We start from the raw sequence: 17788 nt of genomic DNA on the forward strand, positions 1-17788 counted from the left end.
CAACTAATCTTTAGTTCATACTTATATATTAGACTATTATTCTTTCATCTCACTTTCATTTATCTTACAATAACCTTAAATATCTTTTTGTAGATATTGGATATTTTACAATGAAAGTGGCAAGGGAGGTTCTGGTGCAAAAACTATAAGACTTATGTAATTAATCTTTGAAATTTGGAAATACTGATACTAGTACTCTAAAAAGGACGTGATCAGTATGGAAAAGGAAAACTTATTCAAGTAGAAATATTATCAATCGGATATTATTTTATTAACCGTGAGATGGTACCTACGGTACAACCTTAGTTTTCGTGATTTAGTCGAAATGATGGAGGAACGTGGGCTATCCCTTGCTCATACAACTATCATGCGATGGGTTCATCAATATGGTCCCGAATTAGATAAGCGAATACGACGTCATCTTAAGTCAACCAATGATTCTTGGCGAGGCGATGAGACGTATGTGAAAGTTAAAGGTCAATGGATGTACCTATATCCTGCTGTTGATTCAAATGGAAATACAATTGATTTTCATTTAAGCAAAACAAGAAATCATAGGGCTGCAAAGCGTTTTTTCAAGAAAGCTTTGCAGTCTTTTCATGTTTCAAAGCCCCGTGTGATTACAGTAGACAAAAACCCGGCCTATCCTATAGCGATTGAAGAGTTGAAGACAGAGAAAAAGATGCCTGTAGGCATCCAAATAAAGCAGGTAAAATACCTGAATAATATTGTAGAACAAGATCATTGTTTTATTAAAAAGAGGGTTCGTTCAATGTTAGGAATGAAATCTTTTCATACAGCTAAATCTATTCTTTCAGGAATAGAAGCGATGCATATCATTAAAAAAGGCCAACTGATTTTACGGGACAAGTCTGTCCAAAATGAAATGAAGTTTATTCATCAACTATTCGGAATGGCTGCATAAGAATAGATTCCATTAGGAATCTATATACCTCTTTCAAATAAATACAATCTTTGCACCAGAGCCACCTTAAGTATCTTTTTTTATTTTATCGTTTATTATGCAATTTTTATATAACACAAAAAGCATCCTATTTGGATGCCTTTTGTGCAAGTGTCTAAATATCCATAAACTCAATACAGGAAAAAACATATATTATTACTTCATGTTGCTTTTATGTCTCGGGTAAAATTAATGAGTAAATCTACCGCCAAGCTATACACCAAATTCTTGTGCAATCTCATACTTCATTTGCTTTAAACAAAGAAATACGAAAATGCGTTTTTCCTTTTTTGCTGTCTAAACATATATCTCCCCCATGTTTTTCTACTATGTGTTTTGCAATAGTCAGTCCAAGGCCAGAACCCCCATCATTTGTTCGAGAACTATCTACTCGGACAAATGCATCAAAAATACTTTTCACCATATCTTTTGGAATGCCAATACCATTATCTATAATGTCTATATATACTTTATTTTCATCTTCAATTAACGATACAAAAACAGTTGTACCTGCCTTGTTGTATTGTAAAGTATTAGATATTAGGTTAGATACAGCACGATATAATAGTTTTTTGTTAACTGGAATAACTACATCTTTTGAAGGAATTTGATATTGAAATATGAATTGCTTATTTTGGAATAAGTCATAATATTCTACTATTAATTCGCGAATAAATTCAGACATATCTGTAGGAGTTACTTCAAAAGGATAATCGGAACGTTCTAATTTAGACAGTTCAAAAATATCTTCAGTTAATAATGCAATAATTCGAATTTTATTGTATATAATATTTAATGTTTTTTCTTTTTTACTTTCTTCTGTAATTATCCCTAGTTGTAACGCCTCGATATATCCTTGAACTGTTGTAATCGGTGTCCTTAAATCATGAGATAAATCTACAAGCATTCTCTGTTTGTTTTCTTCTAATTTCTTCTTTTCTTTTTCTATTTTATCGAGTCTTTCCGACATGAGATTAAAAGAATCCTGTATTTGCATTAATTCAAAATTTGCTTTATAGTTCAATCTTTTATCATATTTCCCACTAGCAATTTGCTCAAATCCCTTTACTAATTGACCCAAAGGCTTTGTTATTTTCATAGCAATTCGCCTACTAAACATATATACATTGATAAAAAAAAGAATGAAAAATAAAACTGCAATAAGAACTAATATCTTAAAAAAAATATATAAGTATTCCTCATTTTCATCAGAAAAAGCATACTTATACTGTAATTTTTGTTTAGGGATTTTGACAAGACAATAATATGTATCCCCTTTTTTCGTTAAAAATGATGATACAGAAGAATAATAAGGAAGCTTAGAATCATCAAAAAATAAAGCAGTAAATTCTTTTGATGAATAGAATGAAACATCATCATTTTTTTCCCCTTTAGTGTAGATAATTTGCAGATTCTCATCAAGAATTTCTACCCAGCCACCAAAGGATTCTATTGTTTTGGAGTTTATAGCTTTAAAGTCTTCACGTACTACTTCACTTGCTTTTAAGTTTTGTAGTGTTCCCAATTGCTTTTCCAAATGATAGTTCAAAAGTAAAAATAAAATTATCACGGTGCATCCAATTATCAATGCAAATATAACGTAATTTTTAATTAGAATATATAGAACCTTATCCTTCATAAAGTTCATCCCTTCTTGCAAAGCGATATCCTAGTCCTCGTATAGTTTTTATATATACTGGATTTCTGGGGGAGTCCTCTAATTTTTCGCGTAGTCTACTAATATGCACCATAATAGCATTATCATCTGAATAATAATGATCAGACCATACTCTTTCAAAAATTTGTTTTTTGGTAAATATTTTCCCGGGATCTTCCATAAAAAGTGTCAACAGTTTATATTCTATGGCACTGAGAGTAATTGACTTATTATATTTATAGAGCATGCAAGAATGATGATCTAATATTAAATTACCAATATGTATCTGATTAACCGTGCTTTCTAAAGTATTCTTATTAAATTCATAGGTTCTTCTAAGATGTGCTTGAACCCTTGCAATAATTTCTAAAGGGCTAAAAGGCTTAACAATAAAATCATCCGCTCCAAGTCCTAATCCCATAATTTTATCTATTTCTTGTGTTTTGGCTGATAATATAAGAACTGGGAATTTCAACGTTTCACGAACCTTTTTAATTAATTGATAGCCATCCATTTTAGGCATCATAATATCAACAATAGCTAAATCAATATGATTTTCCTTCACATATTTTAAAGCTGCTTCACCATCCGAAGCCTCTAAAACAAGAAAACCTTCTATTTCTAAAAAGAGTTTTAATAGTTCGATAATATCTGTTTCGTCATCAACTATTAATATAGTTTTTTTCATATCCCTTACCACCTTCATTGCAAAATAACCAATATCTACAAAAAGATATTTAAGGTTATTGTAAGATAAATGAAAGTGAGATGAAAGAATAATAGTCTAATATATAAGTATGAACTAAAGATTAGTTGTAGATTAGGAGGTATATAAATGAAAAATATATAGTTTGAAATTTATGTAGAATCACTGCTTAAGAAAAATAATACAGGGTTTTATTGGAGTACAGCCGCATGCCCATCAACCTAAGAATTAAGAAATACCCCAAAATAAGCTTTTTTGTTACAAATTAGCAAAAAATCTCGTTCTGGGGATACCATAAAATTTTAGCTTGATGGCGATGGGGACTGTATAGCAATAGAAGCAACTCTTAATATTGCAATATCAATACTCCTACTTTTTACAAATCGACAAAATTATTTTACATTTTAAAAATTATGACAAAATTACTATTTTTTCTCTGATACAATAATCTTGAATTTCAATATTAAAACATATTATCAAAATTAAAGGAGGGGTATCTATGAAACCAATTAAAAAGATCTTATCGTTAATTATGATGCTTGTATTAAGCATCACTAGTTTCACTTTTTTGGGTTCTACAGATGTACAAGCAGCTTCGAATTCAAAGCGTGTATTCCTTTATGTAGGTGAGACAAAAAATGGGAAAAAATATCCTCAATTCACCACTCAGGATATTGAAAAATTTACAAATGTTGATGAATTTGTCATCTTACCTACCCCGCACTGGGAAATATATACTGATGGGTCTAATAATTCTTATTCTAGGGCCTTATCATATATAAAAGATACTGTGAACACTATTAATAATTCTAAAAACCCTAAACCTGTTATTATTGGGTTACCAGGTCTGAATCATGCAAGTGCTCCATTTAAGACCCTATATCCGAAGCTTCAAAGCTTTATTAACCAGGTAGACAAAGAACTTGGGAAATCCGTAAAAGGATTTTATTATAACTGCGAGTATATGTATAACAACCCAGGCTCGTCATTCGACTATAATAATCTCACGAACAATTCGTCAGTTAAATTAGCTTCAGATTTATCACAGTATGTTAAAAACTCCTTATCAAAACCTTATAATTTCATATGGGTACCAACCTATTCTAATGCTGAAGGCATTGCAGCTGATACAATTAAACGTGTAGGTTATGTAACAAATAGGACAAATATTTTTGATGAAGTTCTGTTACAACCTAACTACTATTTCAATGGAACGGGACCTTACAATAAAGCTCCTCTTGCGAATTTACAAGGCGTAAAACACAGCATAGATCAACAGCAAGTAACTTTCCGTGATGGAAAGCCTGCAGCAATTAAATTAAGTGGTATTAAAACCCGTATTGGAGCTCAAATGGAAATTGATGGTAAGGTTAATTGGGGCGACTCTGCCAATAATTTAAGTGCGGTCGTTTTTCAACAACGCTATCAACAATATGTAGATGCTTTTAAAACATTTGTGGGGTATTATCCTATTAGCTACTATGGAGCAGAAAGATCTCACATTTTTGATACTAGTGTTATCAATTCTATCAATCAATTTTATAAATAAAACTTGCCCAGAGGAACAAAAGGTTCAAAACTTTTTGAATTTATTAATTAACAAACAAGGGATACTATTATCCCTTGTTAGTTTCTATATTTCAAAGTCACGGTCCGGCAGATTGGATATAATGTCTTGCACGACGTATAAAATTTTTATGTATGGCTCTTGGGCTGATTAGGGGGACAACCCCACACATCCATCAGCTTAAGATTTCAAATTGGATTTTACATAATTTACAAAACATTAAGCTCATAAGATCTAGTTATAGCATGTGTTTTCGGTGATATAACTGAGTTTAGGGGTACGGAAATGATTAAAGAGGTGAAAAATAATTAACTCGATAACTATTTACATTATCCGATAATATTTGGGGTAGATAATCTAAGCTTATCTACCTTAGGGTTGATTATGAAAGGGTTTGCGAAACGAGGTGTATTTACCAATTTTTCGACTAAACACTTTGTAATACCCCTAAATTAAACTGGATATGGAAAGGAGTTTGAATATGAATTTGTTTAAAAGGTTGATCCCCACAGCATTGTCTATTTTCATAATTTCTAGTTCTATTAGTGTTGCCTAAGCTGAAACAAATCCTGCAAATGATAACGTGGAGAAAAGTACAAGTAATAGTGTTTTAATGGGATCGAAAAATAAATTATCAAGTCCTTCTCTTGCTAGATTTTCTTATAATTTAGACAAAATTATCCCTTATCCTAAAGAACTTGATAATGTATCGAGAGACTTAAACTGGGAAGATAGCGAAGTACAAACCTTATTTGCTAGTTTGGATTAAAGGTTATTTTTATTGCTGGTTCTTATATGATTAATACACATTACTATGATGGGAAAACAATAGCCATAAATTTATAAACAGCTTGCCATATAGTCAGAATTCTATAATCATATCAAAATATAACAGTGCAATGATATTTGCAATTGTAGCATTTTTATACACTTTATTGATTCAGGCAGTAATCCAATTTATATCTCCGACATGTGGAGTTGAAATTGCAACACTACAAACAATTTGGATTACCGTTCTCACTGTCATGTTTTTTACATCTATCTACTTACCGTTTTTCTATCGCTTCACAAATAAATATTTGTTATCTGAAGGCAGCCTTGCATTTATTGTAGTTATTTTTGTATGGGAGAAAATAACTACATACATTAATCTCTCAAATCTTATTCATAGAGTTACCACACAATTTTCTAGTAATGAATTAATGATACTTGCTTCAATCGTTATTATTCTTATGTTTATCGGTTCTTACCTTTTAACTGTAAAAATATATAAACGTACTGATTTTCAGAAGATTTTTTAAATAAAACATAGAATACATAACAAGTAAAACGTTTCTAAGGAAATTAGGGTGATGATAGTAGAAAGTTATTTTATAAAGGGGAGAGAAAGTATGACAAAAACAAACGAATCTTCAGAAGATGAACTTAAAAAGAATATAAAGTTTTCCATTATAATCCCTGCACATAATGAAGAAAAGTACATTAGAAAATGTTTGGATTCAATTGTAGAGGCATCAAAAGCATATACAAACGCGATTGAAGTAATAGTTGTATTAAATCGTTGCACAGATAAAACAGAGGAAATAGCACAGTTGTATAACTGTATTACATTAAAAAATAACGATAAAAACTTATCCAAAATCCGAAATGCAGGAGCCGAAATAGCGAGTGGGGAAATAATCATCACTATAGACGCTGATACCCAGATGACCGAGACTATGCTGTCTAATGTAGACAAATATTTAGCTTCAGGGAAATACAATGGCGGCGGCGTAAACGGGAAGTTTGAAAGAATATCTTTAGGAATAATTGTTTCTGCAATGTTAATAATTGTCCCCTTATACTTTAAGTATGGAGCTATATCTGTAGGGGTTTTTTGGTGCTATAAAAAGGACTTTATAGCAATCAAAGGATTTAATGAAAATATGCTTATGGCGGAAGATGCCGATTTCGCTAAACGGTTAAAAGAATGGGGTAAGAAAAGTGATAAGAAATACGGTACAATAAAAAATGGAATGATAACTTCATGCAGAAGGTTTGATAAATATGGAGACTGGGCTTTACTAAAACACCCAAAAATAATATTAGCTTATCTAAAAGGAAATGATAAAAAGTATGCGGATAAAACATATTATGATAACCAAGAAAGATAACTGTGAAGATTTCGAAACAAATAACCCTCGAAGGCTCTGGTGCGAAGTTAGCTGAGACGGAAATTATCTAGAATATTGTAATCAGATTTTATGCAAACGTCAATAATTCTTGTAATCCGTTATACGCTGAAAAGACGGAGTCTAGTTGAGGACTTTGTCTTTGTTTGTGTATTGCATGAACATTTTTTAGACCGATTATCGTACGAGAGGCATGGTGAAGAATTTGAAAGCCTAAGGAACGAGTAAAATGGCACTTCACGTTTCGATGATCTTGCACAATGATATTATTAAGGTACTTTGTTGTACGATGAAAGTTATTTTTGTAAAGGCCTATCTTCCTTAATTTTTTAAAGGCGGAATCTAGAGAAGGAGCCTTATCTGTAGTAAGAACCGTTGGTTCTCCACAAATCTGAACAAGTCTTTTAATAAAAGCATATGCGGCTTGTTTATTTCGTTTCTTACGAAGTAGAACACCAAGCGTTTTCCCATTTTTGTCAATGGCACAATATAAATAACACCACGTTCCTTTGACTTTAATATAGGTTTCATCCAAACGCCAAGATAACAGTATTTTTTTGTTTTTCTTTTTCCAAATTCGGTATATAAGATCGCCATATTCATGTACCCAGCGTAGGATGGACAGAAATACCATGCTCCCTCAGGGTTTCAGACACATTAACTTAAAGAAAACCGCAAATAGTAGCCAACGGCTATCAAAATAATATCTTTCTTGAACTGTTTCTCTTTAAAATATCTCATCAGTCATTTTCCTCGGTTTTTTACAGAGTTTAGCGTAGTTTAGAAAACTTTGTAACAGAACTCAAATGAGGATGATAGCATTGAAGCTTATAGATTAATTTTTGTGGAAAAATGGATAAATGCAGATGTATGAAGGCATTGCAAAATAATTTTTTCTAATAATATAAAATTAAAGATAAGTTTTATGTACTTTTTGAATTAATTCATTTTTACTTGATTTTTAATTATGTTCTAAATAATTAAGATAAGAGAGGTATGTTATGTTTACTAATGCTTGTATTGAAACTGAGAGATTATTAATTAGACCCTATCAAATCGATGATTTAGACTATTTATATGAAATACAAAAGAATCCTGAGGTACATCAATATATTTCAGATCCAATTTATTCTCTGGAAGAAATGAAAAATATTATTCAGTGGAGCATTGATTCGAATAAAAAAAATACAGTAGATAGCATTGTAAAATTCAATCTTGCCATAATAGAAAAAACTTCTCAAAAAGTAATCGGTTATTGTGGATTAGGACCGCTAGATTTTGCTCCATCATTAACAGAAGTATATTATGCATTATCACATGATATGTGGGGAAGGGGATTTGCTACAGAAGCTACAAAAGCTCTTTTAAAATATGCTTTCTCAGTTTTTCGGATTGAAAACATTGTTACTACTGTATTTCCAGAAAATTTGGCCTCTATCCACATATTAGAAAAACTTGGGTTTCAATTTAAATATAAAGTTCAAAACTTAGATGTGGAATTTCAAGAATTTGAGGGGTTACTATTTTTCTTTATAAGGAATCCTGACGCATACTTATCAAGTTAAGAGAACTGCTAATTCCCGAAACAGAAAAACGAGATTAATTATCATAAATATCTGCAAAGATATAAAATTTTCGTTATGGGAGTACTGTAAAATATTTGCTTGATGAGCATGTATGGTGACCCCTAATCCAGAGGGGAAAATACAGATATGATTATCTGTTTATATAAACGTTTTAGGTTTCTATCTAAATTCCATAGGAATTATGAATTTTTAATCGAATATATCAGAGTGGACGGAGGAATAAGAGAGCGCTTTTTGTTAATAGCGGCTGTAAAAAATATAATATTACTATATAAAGAGGTGCAACATGTTTGTAAATGCTCATATTGAAACAGAAAGATTATTAATAAAACCTTATCACATATCTGATGCAGAACATTTATATGAATTACAAAAACATCCTGAAGCAAAGCGTTTTATGCCATCTCCTGTATATTCATTAGAGGAAATACAAGATATAATTCTATGGAGCATGGAGATGAACAAAAAGAACACGGTAAGTAATATTGTTAAATTTAACCTTTCTATTTTTGAAAAATCCTCTCAAAAGTTTATAGGGTATTGCGGTTTAGGTCCTTTAGATTTTGAACTTACTTCTACAGAAATGTATTATGCCTTATCTTATGAAAAATGGAAAAAGGGATATGCAACTGAAGCCACATACGCACTTTTACAGTACGTTTTTTTGAAAATAGGAATAGAACGTATCGTTGCTGTTGTTTTTCCTGAAAATAAAGCATCCATTAAAGTTGTAGAGAAACTTGGATTTCAATTTAAAGAAGAAGTTCAAAATCTGAATGAAGAATTTAAAGAGTTTGAAGGCATGCATTCTTTCTACATAACGAAAGATATATTTTTAAAGAATCTAATAATAAGCCGATAACTTGCCAATATACAATAATTGAAATAAAAGATTTACAAGTTGAGGTGCTATCACATCGCTATCAAGCTAAGGAAACTACGGGTTCCCGAAACAGAAAAACGTGAATAATTCTCATAAATATCTGCAAAGATATAAAATTTTCGTTTTTGGGGTACTTCAAAATACTAGCTTTATGGCGATGTGGAGCTACCCCACATCCATCAACTTAAAGTAAATTTTTGTACAAAATGCGGTCTTTCCACTTAGTTTTTAATTATCTTTTATAGATGCTATAAAAGTAGGAATATCAAATAAACCCTGACGGGTATCAATTTTTTTACTATGCTACTTGGTGAGTAGAAGTGGCATATTCATAAAAAACACCAAAAATATCAAAGACTGTCTTTCTCTCGTATCGATGAGATTTTCGTTCGCTCTGTATATGTAATTTCTTTTTTCTTTTCGCGAATAGCTTGGTTTCCGTTTTTGTTCCCCCGTACATCTGTAAACACAATGCGAGTAGGCAGTTTGTCTTTACTCCCTACATATACATCATGTAATTCATACACTTGGTCAGGTTGTAATTGTTTCATGATGTCTTCCAACTGAATTTGTATATATACCGGTCTCAATTGAGCGGATTTTGTTTTAAATACCACTGTTTCGAATTCTTTTCTATATATTTTAGTTGGTAACTTAAGACGTGATAAATAATATCCTTGCTTCTCTTGAATAGACTTAAAGTCTTGTAAACGAAAACATCCTAATTCCCGAATATATAGTTCATTTTTTGTGCCATACTTGTTCGAGTCGCAAAAAGTAAGATATCAAATATTACAAGGGATTAATTAATAGAGATGATTGATTCACTGATTACTCCGAAAAATAGACGCGAAATACTTATACAACTAGCAGATAAAGGAATTCGATATTTTGAAAAGGAAGAAAAAATAAATGGTGAAATTATTAATCGTTTTTATTCGCAAATGGAATTGAGTGAAATAGGAGAACTTAAAAGAATTCTTGCAAAACTAAGTGAAATCGTTGAAAAAAATGTATAAAACATGATGGGGAGGAAACTAATCATGACAGACATAAAAGCTAACTTAGAAAATTTATTCGATTATATTAAAGAAAAACAATTATTAAATGGTACAGTTCTTGTCGCTAAAAAAGGCGAGGTTCTTTACGAAGGTGCTTTCGGTGCTGCTGACATGTCAACAAATCGTCCATTAACATCACGATCTGTTTTCAATCTTGCATCCATTTCAAAGCCAATTACAGCGACCGCAATTTTATTACTTGTTCAAGAAGGTAAATTAAGTCTTGATGATTATTTGAATAAATGGATACCTGATCTTCCCTATGAGGGCATTACGATTAGACATTTACTTAACCACACGAGTGGACTTCCTGATTATTTAGATCTATTTGAGATGTACTGGGATAAAACAAAAATCGCTGACAATGATGACCTACTCATGTATTTAATCAAATACAAACCTGAGCATCTATTTGCACCAAATGGGCGAGTTGAATATAGCAATACTGGTTTTATTTTACTCGCACTCATCGTTGAACGAATAACAGACATGGATTTTGATGATTTTTTACAAGAGAATATTTTTAAACCACTTAAAATGACTCGTACTAAAGCTATTGGCGTAAGAAAAGAAAATATAGAAATTGAAGATTATGCATACGGTTATGTCTACGATGTATATGCAGGTAAGTATGTTTTAGCAGATGATTGTGAGGAGTCAAAAATGGTTGTCTATTTAGATGGAATGCTTGGTGATGGTGGTATTCAATCAACAGTTGATGATTTATACCTTTATGAGCGTGCACTAAGCACAGGTGCTCTCATCAATGATGAATTACTAAGAGCAGCTTATACACCAGCAAAAACAGAGACTTATATACCATTTAAATATGGATTTGGCTGGATTATAGAGGAGGATGAAGAAAAAGGTCAAATTATTTGGCATAGTGGAGGTTGGCCAGGATACGCAACTAGCCTTAAACGCTTCATAGATCATGATATTGTAATTATCGTATTAAGAAACAAGGAACAAGATTTCGATTTTGAACAACATATCTTACATGCGATTGAGCAAGCTGCTTTTGATTTACCGTATGAAATTGCTAAGGGAAAACCTCGATTAGAACATGCTTATGTTTTACCAGAAAATATTTTAAAGCGTCACGTCGGTAATTATGCCCTAATAGAACATCCAGATTTGATCATTAATGTTTTATTAGAAAATAACAGATTGTTTATCAAAATGCCTGGTTCAATGAAACTCGAACTGCACGCAAAAACAGAGAAAAATTTCTTCATAAGAGGATTATCAATAGATGTTGATTTTACGACAGAAGGCAGTAAGGATTTAATAAAAATTATCGATGGTACCGAAGTACAAACAGCAGAACGTCAATAAGTAATTAAAGAAGAACCGGTTTTAAATATATATTACAATGGAAAGACTTATTAACCGGTTATTTAAACAATATGACTTTTCATGATTCTGTTGCAAAGATTTTTAAAAATAAATTTGTATATTCATATAAATGTTAAGTTGGATTTATTTTTAAAGAGAAATCTGTAAGTTTCGTTAAATGTGTGGTATAGGAAATATAAATTGGAGCTATTATAGGTTATAAACTTTGAGGAGAGAATTTACATGATTGAAACTATTGTTAAACTGAAGAATACAATAGGTATTAATGTTAAATATTCATTAGAGAAAAAGCCTGCGATTTTATTTCTTCATTTTAGTGGAGGAACGTTGAACATGTGGCATGGTGTTTTACCTATTTTTGAAAAGGATTTTACAGTTATTATCCCTGACTTCCGTGGACACGGAAAATCAGATAAACCAGAGACTGGATATCATATTGATGACATGGCGCATGATATGTATCTTTTGCTTCAAGAATTAGATATTCAAGAATGTCATGTTGTAGGTAGCTCGTTAGGTGCAGAGGTTGGCTTGAGCCTAGCTGTGTCTCATCCAGAATTAGTATTATCATTAGTTTGTGAAGGCGCACTTTATAATGAATTTGGGGAATATGGGTTGTTTAACGGCAGTGTGGAAGAAATTGAGAAAGAAAAAGAAAAATTGCGAATTCAATTATCTGAAAGAAAGCTTCAATTATTTAATACATCTTTTGAATATATGGAGGCACATAAATCATCTTTTAAACAACAAGGGCTTTGGAACGAATATTTTTCTACTTTCCTACAAAGCACGATACAAGAGACCGAAAATGGCCATTTTACCAGCCACTATCAAAACTCTGTTAGAAATGAATATATTCAAAAATACTGGGATGTCAAATTCGAAAAATACTACGAAAACATAGAATGTCCTATTTTATTTTTGCCAAGTGAGGAAGAATGGGATAACGAAAAGATTAGAAACAGTTTTAACGCCTTCACAAAATTATTAGATTTATTTGAAGTTGAATTAATTGAAGCTTCTGTTCATGCATATGTTTGGATGCAACTCCCCACTATAGTTGGTAAAAAAGTTAGAGATTTTATTAGTAAACAGAAAGATTTCGGTTAAAAGTTCCAATTGTTAAATAATTAAGAATTTGAAAAAGTAAACTATTGGAAACTAGGAAATGTAATAGAATATGAAAAAGCTATTCTATTTTATAAGGATCATCTTCATAAGGTTTTTAAATAAAAAGGTGGGATCATATGAGTGGATCTATTTCAAGTAAAAGGAATCATATGGGGATTTGTTTTATAGCTTTAATTGTACTTTCGAATTATCTAGCATATACACTTCCCATTGTACCCGCTGTAACGAAGGAAATGGTACTAGGATCTTTGTTAGATTTTCTTATTGTCATACCAATCATTACGTATATTTTTATTTTACGTAAACGCTATTCGTTAACCTATATATTTCCGGTTATAATTGCAGGCTATATCGCCGCAAGATTTATTATTCCAAGCGAGTACTTACATTCATTTTCATTTGTTTCTTACATTTTAATTGCAGGAGAAATTGCATTTTTAAGTATAGAGTTGTTTATTCTGTACAAGATTGTTAGAGCATTACCTAAGATTATACGATGTTATAAACAATATAAGAAAGAATATCCATCATTCTCCTTTGCACTTGATAAGGCATTTGATGCGACATTAAAAAGAAATAATATCGTAAACGTGATCGCCTCAGAATGTAAATTATTTTACTATGCTTTATTTTCTTGGCGTAAAAAGTTTTCAGAGAGTCCGCACGTTTTTTCATATCATAAAAAGACTGGGGCAATCCCACTTTATATTATGCTGATTCATGCAACATTAATTGAATCAATTGGATTTCATTATTTACTTCATCAATGGAATCCAGTTTTAGCTTGGATTTTACTCATTTTAAATATATATGGAATTTTATATTTTTTAGCTGAGATACAAGCAATCCGTAAAAATCCATATATTATGTCAGAACAAGAAATTATTATTCAAGTTGGATTAGGTAAGAAAATTGTGGTACCATTTTCTCAAATAAAAGAAATCACCTTTTATAAAGGTGAAATGTTAAATAAGGCAGAAAGAAAAGATGTATTCGAAGCAACGGTAATGGAATTTATAAAGGAACCAGCTACTTTTGAAATAAAATTAAAAGAACCGTTAAAGGCACAACTACTATATGGATTTTCTAAGACAGTGAATCGTGTCCATGTAAATGTGGATGACGAGCGAAACTTCTATGAAGCTATTGTTGAAAAATTAGAACAAAGTGAACGAAATAAATAACGAGGAGATACAAAAATATTTGTTATTAGATAGACGGGTTTTGGTGCAAAAACTTCAAGATAATTGTAACAAATCTATAAAATTTGGACGTACTGATACTAGTATCCGTGTTCTTCTTCATATATTTGCACCAGAACCGGAAATATTAATCTGTTTATACAAATATCTTAGAGTATTCTCTAATTCCCATAGAAATTATGTAATCTTTAATCGAATACATTAGAGTGGAAGGAAGAATAAGAGAGCGCTTATCGGTGATAATTTCCTGTTGCAGAATCCTTATAATAAGGATTCTTTTTTTATATGAAAAATCACAAATAAAAAAAGATAAGATCGGTGAACACGATCTTATCTTTAGCACAAGGAGTAAACAAAAGGATAACCATCATAATTTTATTATAATTTATTTTTCGTTAATTCTGAATATATTAACCATAATTAACAAGTATATCTATATTGAGAAATTTATTACAAAATTAGTTATAATGATTCAAAACTACAAAGTAAACTTTTACCCAAAAGTTTACTTTCAAATTAGAAAAGATTAGGTCCTCAATGGGCTTTACCCCATCCATAAACCTTACGATCAAAAACAAAGGGTAATTCAACTATCAAACTCATATAAAATGTTAATCTTGTCTAAGCATCCATTAGGATATACAATTAATCATCTATTTTTCTTTACATAATCTCCAGATACAGTCCATATCAACTATAAATTCTTGCCTTATGCTAAATGTAATCAAAAAACAAGTAGATAAAGATAATGACTAAAACATTAACTCTAGATACTTTTTTGATGAATATTACAAATAAACAGGAGGTAATGAAAAATGATTAAAACATTATTAGCAGGAGCACTTTTAAGTACAGGATTAGTAGCGGGAGGTGCAGTAGGTGCAGATGATGCGAAAACGGACAATTTAAAGTCAAATGAAAACAGTTCGAATCAATGGGTTACAATGAGTGCAGATGGAACAACGTCTTTCTCAAAAAACTTTGATGTACCTAAAGATGCAGTACTAGCATCTAAAGGAGATGGAAAAACGGACAATTTAAAATCAAATGAAAATAGTTCAAATCAAGTAATTACACAGAGTGCAGATGGAACAACGTCTCCCTCAAAAAACTTTGATGTACCTAAAGATGCAGTGCCAGCATCTAAAGGAGATGCAAAAACGGACAATTTAAAGTCAAATGAAAATAGTTCAAATCAAGTAATTACACAGAGTGCAGATGGAACAACGTCTCCTTCAAAAAACTTTGATGTACCTAAAGATGCAGTGCCAGCATCTAAAGGAGATGCAAAAACTGTTGAAAAATCAGAAGGTACAGGTACGGATTCTCAACAAGGAAAAATGGTACCAACAAATGAAGAAAATTAAATAATATATAGTTATAACGAAGGGCATCCAAAAACGGGTGCTCTTTTTATATTATAGGGATTAACTAGCTTTACTCAACATAGAGCTGTAGGGGGAATTGAGGATTAGAACATGGGGTACTGTTTCTTCAAATTATGGTGTTAAGAGCAATAGTTTTGGTGGTAACGTTACAATACAAACATTTTGTTAGAGATTTTTTAAATTTACATAGACTCTAGATAGACTACATATCAACTTCAGATACTTGTTTTATGATACAAGTAATCAAACAAAAGGAGGGCAATACAAAATGATTAAAACAGTATTAACAGGGAACTCTTTTAAGTACAGGAGATTATTAACAGGTGGAGAAAATGCTGAAGATGTACAGACAGATAAGCATATTCCATATGAACAAAATGAATTGTAGCAATCTCTAGAAAAGTACGATTCGAAGAAGTTTGAGTTATAAAAAGAAAATAGATAAATATAGTAAAAATAGATAAATTGACAAGAGAAAAGCACTTTGTGTATAGCACAGGTGCTTTTTCTTACGATTAGTCAACCTGTATTTTTAGGTTTTTACTGGAGTGAATATCAGAATAAACATATACTTATTATCATGCATAACAAAGACCCCTAATATATACTCGTTTTTTGCTAGGGGTGAGATATGATATGATGAATGAAACTATGATATTAGGCCGTTAACCGATAATCATAGTGTATATCATGTGTAATAAGGTGAAAGAGAAGTTTCAAGAACTTATTTACACATGCAATGGACGCAACTTTATGACATTTGTTATAGGGTTGCGTTTTTAATTTATCGTAATACTCAACAATGTGATTTTGTCCGTAACGTCGTTGTTTAATCATGTTCTGGATGATGAGAAAAAGGAGCTTCCGCAAATGTTTATTTCCACGTTTGTTAATTTTATCTTTATAAAAGGTTTTACCTGATTGAAAACGGCGTATATCAATACCTGCAAATGCATTGAGCTGCTTGTTATTGTTAAAACGAGTAATATCTCCTATTTCAGCCATCAAGCGTACTGCAGTATTCGGGCCAATCCCAGGAAGACTGAGAATGATACCGTATTCTGCACGTTGCTCGGCTATATATACCATCTTGTTAATACAGCATTCTTTTTGGTGAAGAAGCTCTTGATAGCGCTTTGCATATAATTTGAGTTGATCACAAAGAACATCGTTCTCAGAAACAGCCGGATAGGAAGTTTTCGCTATTTCAATTATCTGAATCGCTTTTTTCTCGGCTGTAATATTTGATATTTTTTTATTGGTGTTGGCACGAATACGATTTTTTATGATTGTTTTTGAAAGACCTAAAACACAATCTGGGTGGGGGAATAGTTGAACAAAATTTAAAAACAAATCAGATTTACTGGTAAACATTCTTTCCAATTCAGGAAAAGTTAATTGAATTACTTTGTGCATACGACCACGAATTATCGATAATTCACTGTCCAATTCGCTATACCATCTAGAAAGAGATTTTAGCTGATGGAATGAGTTGATAGTTCCATTAGATACCCTTCGGGTAACTGTGAAGTGAGTGAGAGCTAATCGATGTGCGTCGCTTCGGTCGGTCTTATGAATCCGTAAGGAATCACATTGTAGTTTGGCTTCTAATGGGTTTAATAAACAATACGTATACTGGTTATCTTGCATAAATCGTTCTAGCTGCCTGGAATAGATACCTGTTGATTCGAACACAATTTCAGGTAATTCACCAGTATTATCTGCAAGTTCATGAATTTTTTCTTGTAGCTTTTCGAATTCGGGTTTAGAATGCTTGATTTCACTTTCAAATACACATTGTTTTTGTGCATTATAAATTACCATGTAACTTTTACCCATACTGACGTCAAACGCAATTACGTGTTCCATAAAGTTCCTCCTTAGGTGAAATTGAAGTCTTCAACTTACACTTATCGATTCCCATTTCTTATACACGATCTCGAGGACCAACATACTAAAAACTGATTCAAATAAGGTAAGTGAAGAAGGTCAGTTTATTTTACGGATTCAAGATCCCAAAGCACCCACGACCCTTTCTTCACTTCTACTATATAAAAAATAGTAGTGCGAACCAATGCCTTGGTCTGCACTACTAATCTTAGTATGTTTATTT

14 protein-coding genes and 3 pseudogenes are annotated in these 17788 nt (G+C 31.6%); 12 read left to right on the forward strand and 5 right to left on the reverse strand.

Annotated elements, in window-relative coordinates; genetic code table 11:
* The first annotated feature begins 262 nt into the window (after window positions 1-262).
* Window positions 263-925 (forward strand): IS6 family transposase, encoded by a 663-nt coding sequence (locus ACTJJY_RS30520; RefSeq protein ID WP_440607350.1) that lies wholly within the window; start codon window positions 263-265, stop codon window positions 923-925.
* 277 nt (window positions 926-1202) lie between these two features.
* Here the strand turns inward: ACTJJY_RS30520 and ACTJJY_RS30525 are convergent, their stop codons facing one another.
* Together ACTJJY_RS30525 and ACTJJY_RS30530 are read right to left on the reverse strand one after the other, a co-directional pair.
* Complete coding sequence (locus ACTJJY_RS30525) at window positions 1203-2603, reverse strand: HAMP domain-containing sensor histidine kinase (RefSeq protein ID WP_440607338.1); 1401 nt, start codon at window positions 2601-2603, stop codon at window positions 1203-1205.
* Entirely contained in the window at window positions 2593-3309 is a 717-nt protein-coding gene (locus ACTJJY_RS30530) for a response regulator transcription factor (protein WP_440607339.1), read from the reverse strand. Before ACTJJY_RS30530 ends, ACTJJY_RS30525 begins: the two co-directional genes overlap by 11 nt.
* Before the next feature lie 517 nt (window positions 3310-3826).
* Here ACTJJY_RS30530 and ACTJJY_RS30535 point away from each other — a divergent pair.
* From ACTJJY_RS30535 to ACTJJY_RS30550, 4 genes are all read left to right on the forward strand, one after another.
* Entirely contained in the window at window positions 3827-4876 is a 1050-nt protein-coding gene (locus ACTJJY_RS30535) for a hypothetical protein (protein WP_440607340.1), read from the forward strand.
* 631 nt (window positions 4877-5507) lie between these two features.
* Window positions 5508-5663: a hypothetical protein gene (locus ACTJJY_RS30540; RefSeq protein WP_440607341.1), complete on the forward strand. Its 156-nt coding sequence runs from the start codon at window positions 5508-5510 to the stop codon at window positions 5661-5663.
* Between the two features lie 82 nt (window positions 5664-5745).
* Window positions 5746-6195, forward strand: coding sequence for an ABC-2 transporter permease (locus ACTJJY_RS30545; RefSeq protein ID WP_440607342.1), 450 nt, complete (start codon window positions 5746-5748; stop codon window positions 6193-6195).
* Window positions 6196-6285: 90 nt separating this feature from the next.
* On the forward strand, window positions 6286-7047 hold the full coding sequence (locus tag ACTJJY_RS30550; protein ID WP_440607343.1) for a glycosyltransferase: 762 nt from the start codon (window positions 6286-6288) through the stop codon (window positions 7045-7047).
* A gap of 88 nt (window positions 7048-7135) precedes the next feature.
* Here the strand turns inward: ACTJJY_RS30550 and ACTJJY_RS30555 are convergent.
* A pseudogene (locus ACTJJY_RS30555) lies at window positions 7136-7806 on the reverse strand (IS6 family transposase).
* Between the two features lie 260 nt (window positions 7807-8066).
* On the opposite strand from ACTJJY_RS30555, the gene ACTJJY_RS30560 reads away from it, so the two are divergent.
* Both ACTJJY_RS30560 and ACTJJY_RS30565 read left to right on the forward strand, forming a co-directional pair.
* Complete coding sequence (locus tag ACTJJY_RS30560) at window positions 8067-8630, forward strand: GNAT family N-acetyltransferase (RefSeq protein ID WP_440607344.1); 564 nt, start codon at window positions 8067-8069, stop codon at window positions 8628-8630.
* A gap of 307 nt (window positions 8631-8937) precedes the next feature.
* Entirely contained in the window at window positions 8938-9513 is a 576-nt protein-coding gene (locus ACTJJY_RS30565) for a GNAT family N-acetyltransferase (protein ID WP_440607345.1), read from the forward strand.
* Between the two features lie 401 nt (window positions 9514-9914).
* On the opposite strand, the pseudogene ACTJJY_RS30570 reads toward ACTJJY_RS30565, so the two are convergent.
* A pseudogene (locus tag ACTJJY_RS30570) lies at window positions 9915-10283 on the reverse strand (IS4 family transposase); the annotation flags it as partial.
* Window positions 10284-10349: 66 nt separating this feature from the next.
* Between ACTJJY_RS30570 and ACTJJY_RS30575 the strand changes: the two are divergent.
* The 5 genes and pseudogenes from ACTJJY_RS30575 to ACTJJY_RS30595 all read left to right on the forward strand — a co-directional run.
* On the forward strand, window positions 10350-10553 hold the full coding sequence (locus tag ACTJJY_RS30575) for a hypothetical protein (protein WP_440607346.1): 204 nt from the start codon (window positions 10350-10352) through the stop codon (window positions 10551-10553).
* Window positions 10554-10577: 24 nt separating this feature from the next.
* A complete protein-coding gene (locus ACTJJY_RS30580; protein WP_440607347.1) occupies window positions 10578-11933 on the forward strand; it encodes a serine hydrolase domain-containing protein in 1356 nt (451 codons plus the stop codon).
* Window positions 11934-12176: 243 nt separating this feature from the next.
* Complete coding sequence (locus ACTJJY_RS30585) at window positions 12177-13064, forward strand: alpha/beta fold hydrolase (protein WP_440607348.1); 888 nt, start codon at window positions 12177-12179, stop codon at window positions 13062-13064.
* A gap of 137 nt (window positions 13065-13201) precedes the next feature.
* A complete protein-coding gene (locus ACTJJY_RS30590; protein WP_440607349.1) occupies window positions 13202-14269 on the forward strand; it encodes a hypothetical protein in 1068 nt (355 codons plus the stop codon).
* 1151 nt (window positions 14270-15420) lie between these two features.
* Window positions 15421-15645 (forward strand): annotated as a pseudogene (locus ACTJJY_RS30595) (alpha-ketoglutarate permease); the annotation flags it as partial.
* A gap of 687 nt (window positions 15646-16332) precedes the next feature.
* Here the strand turns inward: ACTJJY_RS30595 and ACTJJY_RS30600 are convergent.
* Complete coding sequence (locus ACTJJY_RS30600; RefSeq protein ID WP_440605350.1) at window positions 16333-17544, reverse strand: IS110 family transposase; 1212 nt, start codon at window positions 17542-17544, stop codon at window positions 16333-16335.
* Window positions 17545-17788 lie beyond the last annotated feature (244 nt).

This window comes from Bacillus sp. 22475 (assembly GCF_052044835.1).
GTDB lineage: Bacteria > Bacillota > Bacilli > Bacillales > Bacillaceae_G > Bacillus_A > Bacillus_A cereus.

Bases quoted from the DNA above. Each gene is read 5' to 3' on its own strand.
- ACTJJY_RS30590 (WP_440607349.1), top strand. From the start codon at position 13,202: ATGAGTGGATCTATTTCAAGTAAAAGGAATCATATGGGGATTTGTTTT.
- ACTJJY_RS30550 (WP_440607343.1), top strand. From the start codon at position 6,286: ATGACAAAAACAAACGAATCTTCAGAAGATGAACTTAAAAAGAATATA.
- ACTJJY_RS30535 (WP_440607340.1), top strand. From the start codon at position 3,827: ATGAAACCAATTAAAAAGATCTTATCGTTAATTATGATGCTTGTATTA.
- ACTJJY_RS30530 (WP_440607339.1), bottom strand. From the start codon at position 3,309: ATGAAAAAAACTATATTAATAGTTGATGACGAAACAGATATTATCGAA.
- ACTJJY_RS30565 (WP_440607345.1), top strand. From the start codon at position 8,938: ATGTTTGTAAATGCTCATATTGAAACAGAAAGATTATTAATAAAACCT.
- ACTJJY_RS30560 (WP_440607344.1), top strand. From the start codon at position 8,067: ATGTTTACTAATGCTTGTATTGAAACTGAGAGATTATTAATTAGACCC.
- ACTJJY_RS30540 (WP_440607341.1), top strand. From the start codon at position 5,508: ATGGGATCGAAAAATAAATTATCAAGTCCTTCTCTTGCTAGATTTTCT.
- ACTJJY_RS30600 (WP_440605350.1), bottom strand. From the start codon at position 17,544: ATGGAACACGTAATTGCGTTTGACGTCAGTATGGGTAAAAGTTACATG.
- ACTJJY_RS30585 (WP_440607348.1), top strand. From the start codon at position 12,177: ATGATTGAAACTATTGTTAAACTGAAGAATACAATAGGTATTAATGTT.
- ACTJJY_RS30580 (WP_440607347.1), top strand. From the start codon at position 10,578: ATGACAGACATAAAAGCTAACTTAGAAAATTTATTCGATTATATTAAA.
- ACTJJY_RS30575 (WP_440607346.1), top strand. From the start codon at position 10,350: ATGATTGATTCACTGATTACTCCGAAAAATAGACGCGAAATACTTATA.
- ACTJJY_RS30525 (WP_440607338.1), bottom strand. From the start codon at position 2,603: ATGAAGGATAAGGTTCTATATATTCTAATTAAAAATTACGTTATATTT.